This window comes from Vibrio mediterranei, assembly GCF_013364395.1.
GTDB classification, from domain to species: domain Bacteria; phylum Pseudomonadota; class Gammaproteobacteria; order Enterobacterales; family Vibrionaceae; genus Vibrio; species Vibrio mediterranei.
The window spans coordinates 980,792-996,714 of sequence record NZ_JABXGK010000001.1 but is presented as its reverse complement, the minus strand read 5'-3'; the positions used below and the strand labels follow the sequence as shown (position 1 = coordinate 996,714).

The 15,923-nt window shown below is 43.2% G+C and carries 13 protein-coding genes; 5 read left to right on the top strand and 8 right to left on the bottom strand.

Annotation, left to right across the window (positions count from 1 at the left end):
* Positions 1–5 precede the first annotated feature (5 nt).
* Together HOP38_RS04820 and HOP38_RS04815 are read left to right on the top strand one after the other, a co-directional pair.
* Positions 6–1,430, top strand: a complete 1,425-nt coding sequence (locus HOP38_RS04820; protein ID WP_198557558.1) for a Y-family DNA polymerase — start codon at positions 6–8, stop codon at positions 1,428–1,430.
* Positions 1,431–1,450: 20 nt separating this feature from the next.
* On the top strand, positions 1,451–4,522 hold the full coding sequence (locus HOP38_RS04815) for an error-prone DNA polymerase (RefSeq protein ID WP_198557557.1): 3,072 nt from the start codon (positions 1,451–1,453) through the stop codon (positions 4,520–4,522).
* A gap of 287 nt (positions 4,523–4,809) precedes the next feature.
* Here the strand turns inward: HOP38_RS04815 and HOP38_RS04810 are convergent, their stop codons facing one another.
* The 4 genes from HOP38_RS04810 to cydH all read right to left on the bottom strand — a co-directional run bounded on the left by HOP38_RS04810 (position 4,810) and on the right by cydH (position 8,607).
* Positions 4,810–5,748, bottom strand: a complete 939-nt coding sequence (locus HOP38_RS04810; protein ID WP_006075075.1) for a chemotaxis protein CheV — start codon at positions 5,746–5,748, stop codon at positions 4,810–4,812.
* A gap of 119 nt (positions 5,749–5,867) precedes the next feature.
* Positions 5,868–7,085: a sugar metabolism global transcriptional regulator Mlc gene (gene mlc, locus HOP38_RS04805; RefSeq protein ID WP_006075076.1), complete on the bottom strand. Its 1,218-nt coding sequence runs from the start codon at positions 7,083–7,085 to the stop codon at positions 5,868–5,870.
* Positions 7,086–7,319: 234 nt separating this feature from the next.
* Positions 7,320–8,507 (bottom strand): patatin-like phospholipase family protein, encoded by a 1,188-nt coding sequence (locus tag HOP38_RS04800; protein ID WP_062460370.1) that lies wholly within the window; start codon positions 8,505–8,507, stop codon positions 7,320–7,322.
* Positions 8,508–8,514: 7 nt separating this feature from the next.
* A complete protein-coding gene (gene cydH, locus HOP38_RS04795; protein ID WP_096441502.1) occupies positions 8,515–8,607 on the bottom strand; it encodes a cytochrome bd-I oxidase subunit CydH in 93 nt (30 codons plus the stop codon).
* A gap of 161 nt (positions 8,608–8,768) precedes the next feature.
* Between cydH and HOP38_RS04790 the strand changes: the two genes are divergently transcribed.
* The 3 genes from HOP38_RS04790 (at position 8,769) to HOP38_RS04780 (ending at position 11,404) form a co-directional block, all read left to right on the top strand.
* Positions 8,769–9,356, top strand: a complete 588-nt coding sequence (locus HOP38_RS04790; RefSeq protein ID WP_198557556.1) for an outer membrane protein — start codon at positions 8,769–8,771, stop codon at positions 9,354–9,356.
* A gap of 484 nt (positions 9,357–9,840) precedes the next feature.
* The gene (locus HOP38_RS04785; protein ID WP_198557555.1) at positions 9,841–11,310 is read left to right on the top strand and encodes a sodium-dependent transporter; all 1,470 of its coding nucleotides are present in this window, start codon (positions 9,841–9,843) and stop codon (positions 11,308–11,310) included.
* Position 11,311: 1 nt separating this feature from the next.
* The gene (locus HOP38_RS04780; protein WP_006075081.1) at positions 11,312–11,404 is read left to right on the top strand and encodes a MetS family NSS transporter small subunit; all 93 of its coding nucleotides are present in this window, start codon (positions 11,312–11,314) and stop codon (positions 11,402–11,404) included.
* 63 nt (positions 11,405–11,467) lie between these two features.
* Here the strand turns inward: HOP38_RS04780 and HOP38_RS04775 are convergent, their stop codons facing one another.
* The 4 genes from HOP38_RS04775 to holB all read right to left on the bottom strand — a co-directional run bounded on the left by HOP38_RS04775 (position 11,468) and on the right by holB (position 15,920).
* Positions 11,468–12,010: a hypothetical protein gene (locus tag HOP38_RS04775; protein WP_124940878.1), complete on the bottom strand. Its 543-nt coding sequence runs from the start codon at positions 12,008–12,010 to the stop codon at positions 11,468–11,470.
* Between the two features lie 207 nt (positions 12,011–12,217).
* A complete protein-coding gene (ptsG, locus tag HOP38_RS04770; RefSeq protein ID WP_006075083.1) occupies positions 12,218–13,651 on the bottom strand; it encodes a PTS glucose transporter subunit IIBC in 1,434 nt (477 codons plus the stop codon).
* A gap of 454 nt (positions 13,652–14,105) precedes the next feature.
* The gene (locus HOP38_RS04765) at positions 14,106–14,873 is read right to left on the bottom strand and encodes a TatD family hydrolase (protein WP_124940877.1); all 768 of its coding nucleotides are present in this window, start codon (positions 14,871–14,873) and stop codon (positions 14,106–14,108) included.
* A gap of 90 nt (positions 14,874–14,963) precedes the next feature.
* Positions 14,964–15,920 (bottom strand): DNA polymerase III subunit delta', encoded by a 957-nt coding sequence (gene holB, locus HOP38_RS04760; protein ID WP_198557554.1) that lies wholly within the window; start codon positions 15,918–15,920, stop codon positions 14,964–14,966.
* Between the last annotated feature and the right edge of the window lie 3 nt (positions 15,921–15,923).

Here is a 15,923-nt window from a genome sequence, read left to right as displayed (position 1 = left end):
CAACGATGTTACTGTGGTTATATTTGCATTTCCCGACTCTGCAACTCGACACTCTATTTCATAATAAAGACAGCAACCATGATGCTGATGTCGCTGTTGCTATCGTCGATGGTCGCCGCCATGAAGTCATTCAAGCCAACCAGTATGCCCTTGAACAAGGTGTTAAATTAGGAATGGGGCTTGGTAGTGCAGCCGCACTTTGCCAGGATCTTCAAGTACACCCATACGACCCAGAAATGGAAGCTAATCGGTTGAGTGATATCGCTCAATGGTTGTATATGATCACCTCTGATATTTGCCTATTTCCGCCTAATGGATTGTTAATCAAAGTAACTAATATGCTTTCACTCTATGATGGCATCGACAATTATTGGTCGACTCTATACGCACACCTTAGCCATCTTGAGGTTCAAACGTTTTACTCTACAGGCCAGTCACCTTTCAGTGCGATGTTAATGGCAAAACAAGGTAAAAACTGGATTGAGCCACAGCTCACTCATCTGAAACAAGCCATCCTGAGCTACCCCTTAACATGTACTGAGCTACCGAATAAACAAGTAGAGAAATTACAACGAGTCGGCATTCAGACCATCGACGATTTACTAATACTACCTTTACCCGAAGTAGCAAAACGTTTTGATATCGACCTCGTCAACTATGTAGGAAGACTGACTGGTCAATTTAAGCACCCTGTGGAATTTTATCACCCTGCAGAACACTTCAGCCAATATCTGGAGTTGCTGTTTGATATTGAAAATATTGACTGGCTGCAAAAACCGTTGACGCGATTATTCAAGCAATTAGAGGTATTTTTGAAGCTTCGTGACAAGGTCGCGTTTGAATTACAGCTCACGTTACATCAACGAGATCATGGCGATAAGCCTGTGACTTTTCATTCCGCTCAAGGCGATTACCTTGCCACGAAATGGCAAGCGCTTTCTAAGTTAACTTTGGAGAATATCCAGCTTGATGGTCCCGTAAATGGCTTAACGCTTTCTATCGTTCGAGCTGAAGAAACCCATGTAAATGAACACGATCTCTTTGACGGTGTGAAAGGAAGTCAAACTAGCCTTGAGCTCATATCGACCTTACAAGCCAAGCTTGGCTTACAAGCGGTCACATCCCTCAAGCTCACTGACGATCCAAGACCTGAATTTGCCACCCAACCTATGATGCCAACAGCCAATGATAAAGCCGAGGTAAATACCTACTTACTCAAAAAGCTTCGCCCTAGCTTGCTCTACCCTAAGCCAGTTTTATTAGAGCAGCGTGTTTCTGTCATTTTAGGGCCTGAGAGAATCATCAGCGGTTGGTGGGATGGTAATGGCATTAAGCGTGATTACTACGTTGCTCGTAACGAACAAGGACAATGGTTGTGGTTGTTTCGAACCGAAGATAAACAGTGGTTTATTCATGGGTTATTCAGTTAGTCCGGAAAAGTAAAACAGATATGAAATACGCCGAATTATTTTGCCAAAGCAACTTTTCGTTTTTAACCGGTGCTTCTCACGCCGAAGAACTAGTATTGCAAGCAGAGTTCTTACAGTATTCCGCTATTGCTATTACGGATGAATGCTCCATCGCAGGTGCAGTGCGGGCTCATACCGCCATTAAGCAGCATGGTCTATCGCTAAAACAAATCGTCGGTAGCATGTTTTGGCTCAATGATGAGTGTCAGTTCATTTTACTTAGTCCAACACGGGAAGCCTACGCTGAACTCTGCCGTATTATCACGAATGCTAGACGGCGCTGCGAGAAAGGTGATTACCAACTATCAGAATGGGACATCATGTCATTGCGTCATTGTCTTATTCTATGGCTACCGACAGGCAGAGAGTCTGATGTGAGATGGGGTCGCTGGTTGGTACAGTATCACCACCAACGTCTTTGGATTGGCTTACAACGTCACCTAACCTCCAATGAACACCGCTATATACAACATTGCGAGACACTGTCTGTTGATTTGCAGCTCCCCATTACCGCTTGTGGTGGCGTTCTGATGCACACCGCAACTCGGCTTCCGCTTCAACACACATTAACCGCGATAAAACTCAATACCTCTATCGAAAAAGTATGCAGTCACTTACTAGTTAATACCGAGCGAAGCTTAAGACCCAAAACTAAATTGGAGAAACTGTACCGCTCTGAGTGGTTAAACGAGAGTGTATATATTGCTAGCTTGTGTGAGTTTAAGCTCAGCAAACTTCGTTACGAATATCCTAGTGAGCTTATCCCTAACGGAAAAACACCAATGGGGTATCTCAGAGAGTTAGTCGAGCGTGGTAAAGCACAGCGATTCCCCGAAGGACTTCCTTCACATGTGGAACAAACCATTAATAAAGAATTAGCCTTGATTGAGGAACTGGATTATCCGTTTTTCTTTCTCACTATTCATGACATCGTCATGTTTGCCAAACAACAAGGCATTCTTTACCAAGGACGAGGTTCAGCGGCGAACTCTATCGTCTGTTACTGCTTAGAAATAACCGCTGTTGATCCGAGACAAATCTCGGTCCTGTTTGAGCGTTTCATTAGTAAAGAACGTAATGAGCCACCCGATATCGACGTTGATTTTGAACATGAGCGTCGCGAGGAAGTAATACAGTACATCTATCAAAAGTATGGACGAGAGCGTGCTGCCCTTGCGGCGACCGTGATCTCTTATCGTTTTAAAAGTGCTGTGCGTGATGTAGGTAAAGCCTTAGGGGTTAGCGACACTCAACTCGATTATTTCATCAAGAACATCAACCGTCGTGACCGTTCACAAGGTTGGCAAGCTCAACTTATCGAGCTAGGGCTGAAGCCTGATTCACTGAAAGGTCAGCAGTTTATTGAGCTCGTCAATGAGATCACAGGCTTTCCACGACACCTCTCGCAACATGTGGGTGGATTTGTCATTTCATCAGGGCCACTTTATGAATTGGTTCCAGTAGAAAATGCTGCTATGGCTGAACGTACTGTCATTCAATGGGATAAGGATGATCTTGAGAGTCTTGGTCTACTCAAAGTCGATGTCCTTGCCTTGGGAATGCTAACCGCAATCCGCAAATGTTTTCAGCTGATCAATAAACACTACGGTCGAACACTGACCATTGCAGACATCACCCGTCGACAAGATGATCCTAATGTGTATGCCATGATTCAACGCGCCGACACTATTGGCGTATTCCAAATCGAATCACGAGCACAAATGAGCATGTTGCCACGTTTAAAGCCCGCTACGTATTACGATTTGGTCATTCAGATTGCCATTGTGAGGCCCGGGCCGATACAAGGGGATATGGTTCATCCCTTTTTGAAACGTAGAAACGGAGAAGAAGCCATTTCTTACCCTTCCAAAGAAGTCGAATCTGTCCTTTCTCGCACTCTAGGGGTACCTATTTTTCAAGAACAGGTCATCAAGCTTGCGATGGTTGCAGCAGGGTTCACTGGCGGTGAAGCGGATCAACTACGCAGAGCCATGGCAGCTTGGAAGAAAAATGGCGATTTATTTAAGTTTCGCTCTAAATTGATTCAAGGTATGCAGGCCAAAGGCTATGAGACCGAATTTGCCGAGCGACTATTTGAGCAAATATGTGGATTCGGTGAGTATGGCTTTCCGGAAAGTCACTCGGCCTCTTTTGCCGTGCTTGCTTATTGCAGCGCTTGGCTTAAACACTATTACCCAGATGCTTTTTATACCGCGTTACTCAATAGTCTGCCTATGGGCTTTTACAGCTCATCACAACTGCTCCAAGACGCTAAACGGCATCATGTTTCTATTGCCCCGGTGTGCGTCAATTACTCGCAATACCATCACTATTTAAGATCGACACCACAAGGCTTAGTACTACAACTTGGCTTTAGACAAGTTAACGGGCTCAGTGAATCGAGTATGCAACGCCTGCTACAACATAGGCCTCGCGAGGGCTTCACGACAGCGACGCAAATTAAACAGCTTGGACTGAATCGTCGTGAGTTAGAAATACTCGCTTCAGCCAACGCTCTGAAAGCCATATCAGGGCATCGTTACGCTACACGATGGGCGATGATGGATAATTTACAGGATTTACCCTTGTTTAAAGCGGAGAAGAGTGATGATTCGTCACTCCCCCACCAGCCATCGCCAATTGAAGATATGTTAGAGGATTTCTCTGCAATGAACGTGTCCCTCAATCAACATCCCATCACCCTCTTGGACCAAGCTGGCAAGTTAGGACGCTTTACTCGTATGCGGGACCTTACTTTGAAGCCACACAAGTCTTTGGTCACCGTAGTGGGTACTGTCACTGGAAAACAGTCACCAGGCACCGCAGCAGGCGTGACCTTTTTTACACTCGAAGATGATACCGGCAATATTAATGTTGTTGTTTGGCAAGCCACCGCAAGAGCTCAGAAAAAACAGTACCTCACCGCTAAAATCCTTAAGGTGAAAGGGATTTTAGAACGTGAGGGGCAAGTCATCCACGTAATAGCTGGACGCTTGATCGATATGACCGAGCAACTTTCTGATCTTAAGATACAGTCAAGAGAGTTCCACTGATTGCAAATCATAAAACGAAAAAACGGGAGCTATTGCTCCCGTTTTAAATCATATTGAATCATAGATCCGCTTCGACTGCCGCTTCCGTACGTCTTTTCTTCCATTCCTTGAAAATGAGTAAACTTAACGTCATTAAGACCTTAGAAGTTAACCAAATCATTCTGATGGAACAACCTTTAGCTGGTAGTTAAAATTTATTTATGACTCTTATGGCTTTTGACCATAATACAACCAAATTATAGCTTATTTTTAACGTACAGCGTAAATTATTTTGCGATGCGAAACAATTACAATGTCTCTCGCATACGGTCTTGCACAACTTCAACCAGTAAATCAGGTTGAAACTTAGAAATAAAACGGTCACAACCGACTTTCTCTACCATCGCATCATTAAAGCTACCACTGAGCGAGGTATTCAAAGTAATAAACAAATCTCGCATTCTAGGATCACTTCTAACTTCATGCGTTAGTTTGTAGCCGTCCATTTCCGGCATTTCTGCATCTGTAATCATCATCAACAGTTCATTACATACATCAATCCCCTCATCACACCATTGCTTGAGAAGGTTGAAAGCCATCGCGCCATCGAAGCACTCAATGATCTCGACGCCAAGCTGATCCAATGTGCCTTTCACTTGATTACGAGCCGTGGAAGAGTCATCAACGATAAGAATTTTTTTTCCTGACAAGTGAGGTAATAAGCTGCGGTCAAGGGTATGCTCAGAAATCGACACATCGTAGTCGATGATCTCTGCTAGTACTTTTTCAACATCAATGATTTCAACTAAATTGACTTGCTGATTCTCTTCAACCTTAGTGATCGCAGTTAAGTAGTTTGCACGACCGACTGTACGAGGCGGAGGTTGAATCTCTGTCCAAGCAGTATTAACGATATTCTTCACTTCACCAACTAAAAAGCCCTGAACAGATCGATTGTACTCAGTGATAATCAGGTTTTGGTCACCATCGTCTTTAGCTGGTGGAAAACCGATAGCGCGACGTAAATCAATCACCGGAACGGACTCACCACGCAGAGAAGCCACACCGCGAATACTAGAATGAGAGCCAGGAAGTTGAGTTAATGCAGGAAGCTTTAGCACTTCCTTTACTTTGAATACGTTGATAGCAAAAGTTTGACGGCTGTTAAGCGTAAACATTAACAGCTCTAATCTATTTTCTCCCACTAACTGGGTACGCTGATCTACTGAACTTAAAACGCTCGACATGAGGCTTCCTTGGCAAAACACGAACTAAAACTCTTATCTCATGTAATCGGCAGGAAGCACAAGAAGTTTACTGACTTTGTATAGAAAAGTATGACCGTCTACAAAAATGGTGAAAAGCCTTATCCTTCAATCACTTTCATCAGCAGCAAGCCATCATATAGTGCTTGTTTCACCAAAGCGGCGCCCGGCATTGTTGCTTGTTTATAAAAACGAGACTCGACAAGTTGTAGATCTTGAGTATAAACAGGGAGGCTTTGCTCTGCGATACAACGCTCAATGGCGGGATATAAAATCGATTTCGCTTGGTTGATAACACCACCAATCAGTACCTTTTCAGGATTGAAGAGGTTGATGACAATCGCAATGGCAGAACCTAAATGTTCGCCTAGTTTCTCTATCACCCCGATCGCTAAAGCGTCGCCATTCGCCGCCGCTTCACAAATAGCTTCAACCGTAATGTCTTCGCATTCAGAAAGAACCGACGCTTCGCCTTTCGCCAATCTTTTAGAAACTTCATCCCTGATAGCTTGTGAACTGGCAACAGTTTCAAGGCAGCCTCTATTGCCACAGTGACAAGGTGCGCCGTTGCGATCGATCTGGATATGCCCTAACTCACCGATATTACCGTGACGACCTTGTAATACACGACCATCTAATATGATTCCGGCACCTAGCCCGTGGTGAATTGAGATTAACACTGAGTTATCGCAATCTTGAGAGTGCCCAAAGAGGTTTTCCGCCAATGCCCACGCCCGGGTATCATTCGCTACGAAAACAGGCAATCCTGTTGCTTTAAAAATTTCCTCACCAATGTTTAAGTTCTTCACATTGTAGTGAGGCATTTGCAACACAATGCCTTGGTCGGAATTCACCAGACCGGGCAACGTCAATGCAATACTGGTGACACGATCGAGTTGCTCATTGTAACTTTCAAAGAAGTCATCAATTTCATAAAGCAGTCTCGCAAGTACATCTTCCTGATCCACTTCATGAATTTCTATTTTGGTATCGATAAGAACGTCGCCGCCAAGCTCGTGCAACGCGATAGATAGGTAGCCTCGCCCCAAACGCATGGAAAGGAACTGCCAACCTTGATTGTTGGTTTGTAATCCAACAGCTGGACGACCTCGACTGGTCGCCTCCTGAACGGTGGTTTCGTGTATTAGGTGTGCATCAATAAGTTCACGAGTGATTTTAGTAATACTAGCCGGAGCCAAACTACTGAGTTTTGATAAATCGATTCGCGAAATAGGCCCAAATTGGTCTATCAGTTTATACACACGACCAGCATTGATCTGCTTGATATGATCAATGTGCCCGGGTTGAGCCATGTACATTTTGCACTCCAAAAAACAACAACCTATTAATTTTTTTACTTTGCGAAGTAATTGTGAAGCAGTTTAATGGATTGCCGTGACAAATATCACGCATATAGATGAATCTTTGGGGCTCAAATCACCATACGACATTGATTGGCAAAGGCATCAATAAAATCTGACGTATAAAAAACAATCAATAGATGATTAAAGAGCTGTTAACAATATCAGCGCTTTTTTCACGACGAACAATAACTAACCTGTTTGAGATGGCAGCCAAAGGTCAGACGTTTCTGAAGCGTTTACTTGAGTGATACTTGCAAGATTATAACGCTCGACAAAACGGAATCCAGCATCGAGCCCAAGTTGATAGTCATGCAGGATATCCTCAGGATCACTCATTAAAGAAGCGGTTTTTAAAGCCACTTCTGGAGCAATTTGTAATACGAAGCAGTCATCAGGTGGGGTTTTCAAGAACTCTTGAGTTAACGCATATGTTTGGTAATGCACCATGAGCATATCGGCTAACCCAGAATCAAACTTTTCTCCAAATAAATGACTGAGACGGTAAATATCTGCAGCGCCGAACAGCCATCGACCACCGTTAATGAGGTTGAGATGTTGTGCATGCTTACTTTCCTGAGCTTTTAATATTTGGTTATCAAAGAAGCCATTCCAATCATTAGACCAACTTTGTATTTTTTCTTGCCACTGTAGCTGTAAGCCGTTAAGTGACTCCCTGAACCAAGTTGGTGGTTCGGTGGCAACGGGTTGATCATCCACCACTGGAGTATCTTCACCTCCACACTCTTCTGTTCGAATTACGACGATCGTGCGGTTCTCTTGTCGCCACGCTTCTTGAACGGGTATTGACGCAGACACCCCTCCATCGATGAATGCTTGTTGATTCAATGTTACCGAACCCTCAAATAAATTGGGAATCGCACTTGTGGCCATCAGCACTTGATACCAATTATCTTGCAACATTGGGAAATAGTGATCTTTGAGAGTCGAAACATCGGTGACCGCTGCGAATGCTCTTCGCTGACCAATGACCCTTCGCCCCATGTCGATATCTAGCTTATACGGATACTCACAAATTCTGTCGAGCGCCCATTCTAAGTTGAGATACTGTTTGCGACGAATAAAACTAAACAGATTAAAAAACTGTGGATCGGTGGTAAGGTCGAGAATAAAAGATTTGCCTAGGCCGGCTTGTCTAGAAAGGTAGGCGCAAATGTTTAAAGCGCCAGCTGAAGTCCCATAAAACTCATCAAATGGGTCAAAATTAGACAACAAAAAGGCGTCTAGCACACCAGATGTGAAGATACCTCGCTGGCCTCCTCCCTGTGCAACTAACGCCGTTTTACCGCCAATATATTTTTGTAACTGAGCATCATCTATGACGGTTCGGGTATTGGTAATTAACCCAAGATTCGCCATATAAATCTTATGCAGTTAGGATCGCGATAAGTCCAAACGCAACAATGGTGCTGAACGCAACCGTCGTGATCGTCAGAGCTAGTTTAAGATCGTATTCCATAACACCTCCAGTTGTAACATTTTAATTACTATTGTGACATACAATTACAATATACAGGTAACCACTTCAAATTTATGACGTTAATGTCACACTATAATTAAAACTAGTACATCCCAGACGTGAATTGTAGCCAATCAGTTCTTATTTATAGGAATGCAAAAATGACATACAGGTTCTTACTGCTCCCCCTTGCCACAACACTCTTAAGCTTTTCCAGTTGTGCCAATGTCATTGTGACACCGTTTATTGGCTACTCGATGGGAGGTGCTGCCGAAAACGGCAATGGTGAGAGTTATGATATTTCTCCATCGGCAAATGCAGCATTAGCAATTGAGTTTCCGTTCCGCAATGGACGAATGGGTGTCTTTTACTCTCAGCAAGACTCTTCATTAGATACCTTAAACTTGGACTCTCGAATTCAATACCTCCAGTTTCAAAGTAGCGCCGAGTATCGAGTTAACGACCAAACCTCTACATATATCGGAGCAGGGCTTGGCGCCTCTCATACTTCTGGGGAGTGGGCTAAGTCACACACTGGATTTGCGGCAAGTATATTTGGTGGAATGGAGTACCATCTAACCAAGAACCTCGCTTTAAACGGGCAAATCCGTTGGCAAGGAACTGCGGTGAGCAACGAAACTATATCTATTTGTAACTTGCCGACAGAAGATCAAAGCTGTCTTATCGGTTTTAAAACCAAATGGATGAATCAGTTTCAAACTAACTTTGGCATCAGTTTCAGATTCTAACATTTCCGTTAACAATTTTAATACATTGCGAGAACTTTTATGCTACACAGCAACGTGTAACAAGATAAAATCACAGGAAATTATTAAGAATATTTCGCTGTATTTTATAAAGGATAAAAGAAGTAGAGAACGCAACATCCCCACCACTTTAGTATATAAATCTAACATAACACCATTCCACAATACTAACCACCAAGAACCAATCCAAACCAGAACAGTGAAATCTATTGCGATCAAGTAATAACGGCGTTACTCTGATTTTAATTTGTAGCTAAATGTTTCACTAGCAAGCATTAGAAAGCACAAAATCCAGTCGTATCATCTATTTTAATTGGCATGTGCCGAGCAATATTCAAAATAAGAACCATATTAGAAAATATATCGTTTGAATATTTATTAATAAGCAGAAATTTCCATTACAGAATAATAATTGGATTTGAGTATAGATGAGGCCATGTAGAAGATTCACTAAAAGGAGTTAATTATGAAACGTGAACAGTGGGGATCTCGAGCGGGATTCATACTTGCAGCGGTAGGTTCAGCCATTGGACTTGGTAATATCTGGCGTTTCCCTTATATGGCTTATGAAAATGGCGGTGGCGCGTTCTTTATTCCCTATTTGTTCGCCATGATTACCGCTGGTATTCCCTTTATGATCTTAGAGTTCAGTATGGGTCAAAAGTATCGCGGTTCTGCGCCAGCAACCTTGGCTAAAATCAACAGCAAGTTTGAATGGCTAGGTTGGTTTCAAGTGGGTGTCGCCGCGACCATCGCCGTTTACTATGTAGCGGTTATTGGATGGGCTATTTCATACTTCGGTATGTCTTTCACGCAGAGTTGGGGAACCGATACCAATGCATTTTTCTTCAGTGAATACTTACAGCTTGGAGACAACTCTCCGAGTAACCTTGGTGATATTCAATGGAAAATAGCAGGGTCGATGCTTATCGCTTGGGCCATTACATATGCGGCAATTGCAGGAGGCGTTAAATCTGGTATTGAGCGCGCAGCGAAAATCATGATGCCTGTACTGTTTGTCATGGTATTACTGCTGATCGGTCGTATGATTTTCCTTCCAGGTGCACTGGATGGCGTCAACTATATGTTTGAACCTGACTTCAGCAAGATTTGGGATGTAAAAGTTTGGGCAGCCGCCTATGGGCAGATCTTCTTCACGTTGAGCATTGGCTTTGCCATTATGCTCGCCTACTCCAGCTACTTACCCGAGAAGTCAGATATCACCAATAATGCGTTTATGACAGTCCTTATTAACTGCGGCTTCTCAATCCTTGCAGGTATCATGATTTTCTCTGTTTTGGGCTACATGGCACAAGAACAAGGTAAACCTTTGACTGAGGTCGTTACCGCAGGGGTTGGTCTTGCATTTGTAACTTTACCAGCAGCGATTAACTTACTACCAGCTCCATATATCCTAGGGCCACTTTTCTTCTTCGCACTTGTCATTGCAGGTTTAAGCTCACACATTTCTATTATGGAAGCCGTGACATCTGCCGTCATCGACAAGCTAAAGTGGCGTAGAAATAAAGCGGCAAGCGTTATCTGTGGCGCAGGCTTAGTTATCTCTATGGCCTTTGCCACTAACGGAGGCTTACTACTACTTGACCTTGTCGACCATTTCGCAAATAACGTTGGTATCGTATCAAGCTGCCTAATCGAAATTATACTTATGGCTTGGTTGCTAAAAATTGCTGATGTACGAGACTATGTCAATCAAATATCTGACTTCACTATTGGTACTTGGTTCGACGTATGTCTTCGATTCATTACTCCTGTCATCCTAGCAATTATCGTCGCCACGAAGTTTAAGACTCTCTTTACCGAAGGCTACGGTGGTTACGACCAATCGGATCTGCTTTTGTTAGGATGGGGGCTCATGGGGCTACTCGTTGTGGTCGGAATTGTGATTAATTTAACCAGTAAGAAAGAGGCTTAATATGACAGTCAGCGCAATCTTTATGATGGTTTTAGGGCTTGGTATCACATGGGGTGGTGCATCCTACTGCATTAAGAAAGCCATGGATAAATAACCCAAAATTTATTTTTAAACAAAAATGCCAGCATCTAAATGCTGGCATTTTTTATGAATCAATTTAGAAGCTGTACCTAACACCGATACCCGCCCCAATACCTAACTTCAAATCACTATTATCAAACATCAGATTTGGGGTTAATTGAGCGTAAGCGTCCCAACTACGTGCAAAAGGGAGTTCTACGCCAAGTGCCACGCGCGGTCCAAATTTATCAGAACGTTGAATTTGACCACCGACGCCAGCAAACCAGCTAAACGGTACGTCTCCACCAAATTGTCCACGACTAAAGATATAGTCAGCAGCAACGCCATCGTTACCCACGGCAAAGTTAACGGTATTATTGATTTGGCCAACAATACTTAATCCTTGATCCAACCCCATACCGATCTTGAAGCCAGAGTTACCGCTGCTGCGCGATGAGCTTCTAGACTGATTAGATTTTTGATTACTTTGAGCCGGTTTACTTGTCGCAGGAGTTGCAGTTTGATTTTCTTCAACAATTTGCCATTGCTCTTCACCGCCAGCAGTATTGCTTGCAAACGTTGCGAATGACGAAATGGTAGCCATAGTAAATACCACTACCAAAGGGAATTTTATTTTCATAGGTTTGCTCTCTGATTGATCATGCCTGCTCTTCTGTTTAACTGAGAGCTTGTGTCTTCTGGCATGTAAGTTGGAATAACGGCATTCTAGAGAGGCAAGTAGTCCAAATGTCATGACAAGGAAAACAGAGAGCAAGAATTTCCACTCCATACGATCAAAAAAAGGGAAGCAAATGCTTCCCTTTTCAATTTTTATTGGACGTGTTGATTAGCCGTGGTTACGAATCCACTCGTCCATATCTGTTTTCAGGTTATCTGACTTAGTACCGAAGATAGCTTGAACACCACCTGATACTACAACTACACCTGCTGCACCAAGTTGCTTAAGCTTGTCTTGGTCAACGATTTCAGTGTCAGCTACCGCTACACGTAGACGAGTGATACATGCGTCTAAGCCTGTGATGTTAGCTTTACCACCGAATGCCGCAACTAGTTCACCAGCCATTTCGTTACCAGAAACTGCTGCAGCTGCATCTTCAGACTCGTCTTCACGACCTGGAGTCTTAAGGTCCATTGCAGTGATAACGGTACGGAATACAAAGTAGTAGATTGCCGCGTAAACTAGACCAACACCAATCATCAGACCCATCTTCTGAGCGTGGCCAGAAAGAACTAGGAAGTCGATTAGACCGTGTGAGAATGAAGTACCGTGTACAAAGCCTAGAGTGTTAGCAACAACGTATGCAGAACCAGCTAGTAGAGCGTGGATTGCGTATAGTACTGGAGCAACGAATAGGAATGAGAATTCGATTGGCTCAGTAATACCTGTTAGGAACGATGTTAGTGCTGCAGAAGCCATGATACCCATAACTTTTGCGCGGTTCTCTGGTTTAGCACAGTGTGCAATAGCGATTGCAGCAGCTGGTAGACCGAACATCTTGAACATGTAACCACCCGCTAGCTGACCGAAGCCATTACCAGCAGCACGAGATGCATCGTCTGCAACTAGGTAACAAGTTAGTACGCCGTTTTGAGTTTCGCCTGCTGCGTTTACACAAGTACCTGCTTCGAAGAAGAATGGTACGTTCCAAACGTGGTGTAGACCGAATGGGATTAGAGAACGCTCAACAACACCGTAGATACCGAATGCTAGTTGTGGGTTTTGCTCAGCAGCCCAGTGAGAGAATGCACCGATTGCAGAGCCGATTGGTGGCCATACGATAGACAGTACGATACCTAGTGCGATTGCAGTGAAACCAGTGATGATTGGCACAGCACGCTTACCAGCGAAGAAGCCAAGGTATTCTGGAAGCTGAATTTTGAAGAAACGGTTGAATGCCCAAGCAGCCACACCACCGACAAGGATACCACCTAGTACACCTGTATCGATTTTTTCAACACCCATTACGCCAGCCATAACGCTTAACGTAGCAGTCATGATGCCGTAACCAACGATTGCAGCAAGACCTGCAACACCATCGTTGTTAGTGAAGCCTAGTGCAACACCCACAGCGAATAGAAGAGCCATTTGGCCAAATACCGAACCACCAGCTTGTTCCATAAGATTAGAAACAACATCTGGGATGAAGCCAAGGTTGGCAGCACCTACCCCAAGTAGAATACCTGCAACTGGTAGTACCGATACTGGTAGCATCAGAGACTTACCAACTTTTTGCAGGTTAGCAAAAAGGTTCTTAAACATGTTTATGCTCCTGATAAAGTTATTAGTTTATGGGCTCTAACGGCACACCCCCGTAGCCTTAAATGTTAGCACCCATAGAAAATGTAACCACGAATTGAATTATATTTTCTGCCTCTAAATATATATTGATGCTCCTCATGGTTTCTACACACTTACGAAATTTAGTTTCAAAACTACGCTTAGATCACAGTTCATCGGCCAAAATGTAATGCTTTACAACTGCCATAAGACATTGTTTTTATTGATATTAATATTAGCATCAATTAATTTTACGCAGTGAATAAAATACACACTTAAGTTATTTTACGTAACATAATTACAGTTTGTGCAGACTAACTACTTTTTTCTCAACAGATTTGGTGAACATTAACTTTTTTTGACTTTTTCAATTTTTGAAAACAAAAAAGACGCATATTGCGTCTTTTTTAATCACTCCTAGCAAGAAACTTAATTTTTATCGCAAAAATAGATCGTGATAGTTTTGGGTTGTTTTTTCACCGACTTCTTTAAGTGAAACCCCTTTTAGCTGTGCTATGTATGCTGCAACTTCAACTACATAAGCTGGTTGATTCTCTTTCCCTCGATGAGGAACTGGAGCTAGGTAAGGCGAATCCGTTTCAATAAGCAGTCGCTCTAAAGGTAGCTGTTTAACCACCTCTTTCAGCTCTTTGGCTTGTCTAAAAGTGACAATTCCAGAGATAGAGATGTAGAAGCCTAACTCCATCGCAGCCTGAGCAAATGGCAAATCTTCTGTAAAACAATGTATGACACCACCACACTTTTCAGCCGAACCATTTTTCAGAATAGCTAGAGTGTCTTCACGTGCGTTTCTAGTATGAATAATCAGAGGTTTATTAACCTCAACCGCTACCTCTACCTGTTGCTCAAACCGGGTTTTCTGAAGGGCGGCTGTTTCAGGTTGATAGTGGTAATCCAGCCCTGTTTCACCAATAGCAACCACTCGGTTATGCGAGGCATATTGCTTAAACAGTTCAAGAGAGAAGTCACTCTCAACGTCTAATGGATGGACACCACAAGAGGCCATAACCTCTGGATACGGTTCGATTAATTCCAACATCTTTGGAAATGAACCTAATGTCACACCCACTGATAACAACTTCTCGACATTCGCTGCTTTAGCTTTCTGAATAACATCTTGAATGCCCAAATGGACATCGTCATAGTCGAGTTTGTCTAAGTGGCAGTGGGAATCTACAAACATAATTTTCTAACTTAAATTTGATAATGATGAACGAGCTTTAGCATTACCAACCCCGTTCAAAGTAATATAGCGCGATGACTAATTCTAGACTTAGTTCAACCCATAAAGCCAATCGGCCACGAGTAATTCAGTGTTAAGGCCAGGGAAAGAACGTAATTGCTCGCATAGGGCCTGTAGAGACTGAGAATGCGTATATAGGCTTTCGTAACCGTATACTTCAGCAATTTGGCTCGCTTCAGGTAAAGACGTTCGAATATCAATACCTAAGGAAGATTTTTGAGCACAGCTAAGAAGTAGCCACAACCAATTGAGCTGGGTAGAGAGCTCGCTACTATTCTTCATTAGCGTTGTAATAAATTCATTAGTATCTAAACCATCACTACGAATAAAACCGATGAAGGCTCCAATTAACGCTTGATACTCTTTATCTTGTCCCGACTCTACAAACTGACGCGTTGAAATAGGTTCAAAATGGCAAAGTAGTGCCGAATGACGAGGAACGGACTTTCCTATCTCTTGGCTAACCCAGTCAATACACATTTGTTCGGAGGGCGATGAAACATGCCAAACTTCACAACGACTTCTGATCGTTGGCAGCAATAACTTGGTGTTCTCAGTCGACAAAATAAATAAACATTGCGCCGGTGGCTCTTCGAGTGTTTTTAACAGCGCATTAGCGGCCGAGGCATTCATACGATCGGCTTGAGGAATAACAATAACTCGATAATGACCAAACTGAGAAGACTCTAATGCCCATTTGTTTGCTTGTCGTATCTGCTCAACGGATAATGATTTCTTATCTTTCTCGGGAAGCACATAGTGAACATCAGGATGTCCACTAGCCTTAAGTAGATCGCAACAATGACAGAAACCGCAAGGTTCAGACTTGTCGTTTTGACACATCAACCCTGCAACGTATCGTTCAATCATTGACTCCGGAGCAAAGCCTACCTTAGCTTGAATCAACATCGCTCCGGGCACGTGCTGTCGTTCAAGGTTATCCTTAAGCTTCGACCAAGTTGGTACTAACCATGGATAGACTTGCATAGA

Bases quoted from the DNA above. Each gene is read 5' to 3' on its own strand.
- HOP38_RS04820 (WP_198557558.1), top strand. From the start codon at position 6: ATGTTACTGTGGTTATATTTGCATTTCCCGACTCTGCAACTCGACACT.
- HOP38_RS04815 (WP_198557557.1), top strand. From the start codon at position 1,451: ATGAAATACGCCGAATTATTTTGCCAAAGCAACTTTTCGTTTTTAACC.
- HOP38_RS04810 (WP_006075075.1), bottom strand. From the start codon at position 5,748: ATGTCGAGCGTTTTAAGTTCAGTAGATCAGCGTACCCAGTTAGTGGGA.
- mlc (WP_006075076.1), bottom strand. From the start codon at position 7,085: ATGTACATGGCTCAACCCGGGCACATTGATCATATCAAGCAGATCAAT.
- HOP38_RS04800 (WP_062460370.1), bottom strand. From the start codon at position 8,507: ATGGCGAATCTTGGGTTAATTACCAATACCCGAACCGTCATAGATGAT.
- cydH (WP_096441502.1), bottom strand. From the start codon at position 8,607: ATGGAATACGATCTTAAACTAGCTCTGACGATCACGACGGTTGCGTTC.
- HOP38_RS04790 (WP_198557556.1), top strand. From the start codon at position 8,769: ATGACATACAGGTTCTTACTGCTCCCCCTTGCCACAACACTCTTAAGC.
- HOP38_RS04785 (WP_198557555.1), top strand. From the start codon at position 9,841: ATGAAACGTGAACAGTGGGGATCTCGAGCGGGATTCATACTTGCAGCG.
- HOP38_RS04780 (WP_006075081.1), top strand. From the start codon at position 11,312: ATGACAGTCAGCGCAATCTTTATGATGGTTTTAGGGCTTGGTATCACA.
- HOP38_RS04775 (WP_124940878.1), bottom strand. From the start codon at position 12,010: ATGAAAATAAAATTCCCTTTGGTAGTGGTATTTACTATGGCTACCATT.
- ptsG (WP_006075083.1), bottom strand. From the start codon at position 13,651: ATGTTTAAGAACCTTTTTGCTAACCTGCAAAAAGTTGGTAAGTCTCTG.
- HOP38_RS04765 (WP_124940877.1), bottom strand. From the start codon at position 14,873: ATGTTTGTAGATTCCCACTGCCACTTAGACAAACTCGACTATGACGAT.
- holB (WP_198557554.1), bottom strand. From the start codon at position 15,920: ATGCAAGTCTATCCATGGTTAGTACCAACTTGGTCGAAGCTTAAGGAT.